Below are 1,382 nucleotides of genomic sequence, written 5' to 3' on the forward strand. Positions count from 1 at the left end.
ATCAATGGCAATCGTTGGGATCAAGCGAAAGAAAAGAAACTCGACAAACAAATTCAAATGGATTTGATGAGTACCGAATTAGAGGGAGCTTATGCTAGAGTTGTCATAAAAATGGGTTCTAGTGGAGATCCAAAACAGGCAGCTAGGGATTGGTCACAATATTATGAAGGAGTGGCAATTTCCGATTCTCAAACGAAGGTAAGTGCGATTGAAGAGTGGGCAGAAGTCATCTATGATATTTTGAAAACAGCACAAGGTACGTTTTCTAAGGATAATAATACAGGTACAAGTACCACAGCGATTCCTGCAGGTTGGGGAAATATCAGCCAATATGATGGTCATGCATACGACGGAAGTGGTTCTTATCCAGCAGGTCAATGTACCTGGTATGTTTATAATCGTGCAAAACAATTAGGTATTCAGTTTGATTCCTTTATGGGGAATGGCGGTGACTGGTTTAGAAAAGCAGGTTTTTCTTCTAGTCATACACCTAAAAAGCATACAGCAGTTTCCTTTGTTCAAGGTTTAGCTGGTTCTGATCCAACTTATGGTCATGTGGCTTTTTGTGAAGAGGTAAGAAGTGATGGATCAATTTTAATTTCAGAAATGAATGTATTTGGAGTACCAGCAATGACAGTTTCTTATCGAGTATTAGATAAGGGAACAGCTAGTCAGTTATGGTATGTAGACGGTCATTGAAATGACTAATAGAAAGAAAATGAGGAAAAAAGAAATGAAGAAAAAGCAAGTAGTTGCAAGTTTATTAGTAGCAGTTAGCGTTTTAGGTACAAGTCCTTTGGCTGCTTTAGCAGAAGAAGGAAAGGTCACAAGTCCAGTAGATGTAGTAGTTCCTTCTCCTTCGGATAATGAAAAAGTTCCAGTTCCGAGGGAAAAAGAGGAGACACCTAAAGACGACAAAACGCAAACGGGTGAGGTGACTCCTGAGACACCGGTTAATCCGACTATTCCAGATAACTCAGGGGGAAATCAGGAACAGGTCAAACCAAGCGAACCTTCCACAGAACCAGTTGAGCCATCAACTGAGCCTTCAAAGAATGAAGAAAAGCCTGCAGAAACTCCTAAGACGGATGAGGCTACAAAACCGATTACTCCTACACCAGAGGAAAAGAAAGCAGAAGAAAATACAGGTGTTAAAGCGACCGATACTCCAAAACAAACCAATGTTACGGAAGAACAAATTGAGCAGCAACCAATTGTGACGAATACAGGTCATACAGTTGTTGGAACAAAAGAAGGACAAGTTTATGTTCAAAATCCAGATGGAGCAGTTGAACTGAAGAATGCGTATGAAATTGGAGCAGTTAAGCAACAAGATGGTACAGTTGCCTTGAAAGATGAGAAAGGTGAATTAAAAGTTTTAC

2 protein-coding genes are annotated in these 1,382 nt (G+C 40.0%); both read left to right on the plus strand.

What is annotated here, in order from left to right:
• The coding region (locus AB5287_RS09975) for a phage tail tip lysozyme (protein ID WP_368221173.1) at nt 1-699 on the plus strand (699 nt) is incomplete at its 5' end.
• 1 nt (nt 700) lies between these two features.
• Nucleotides 701-1,382 (plus strand): hypothetical protein (locus AB5287_RS09980; RefSeq protein WP_368221175.1); only part of this gene is annotated, 682 nt, incomplete at its 3' end.

The sequence above is a fragment of the Bifidobacterium sp. RTP21102st3_E2_RTP21102_210122 genome (assembly GCF_040916945.1).
GTDB classification, from domain to species: domain Bacteria; phylum Actinomycetota; class Actinomycetes; order Actinomycetales; family Bifidobacteriaceae; genus Bifidobacterium; species Bifidobacterium longum.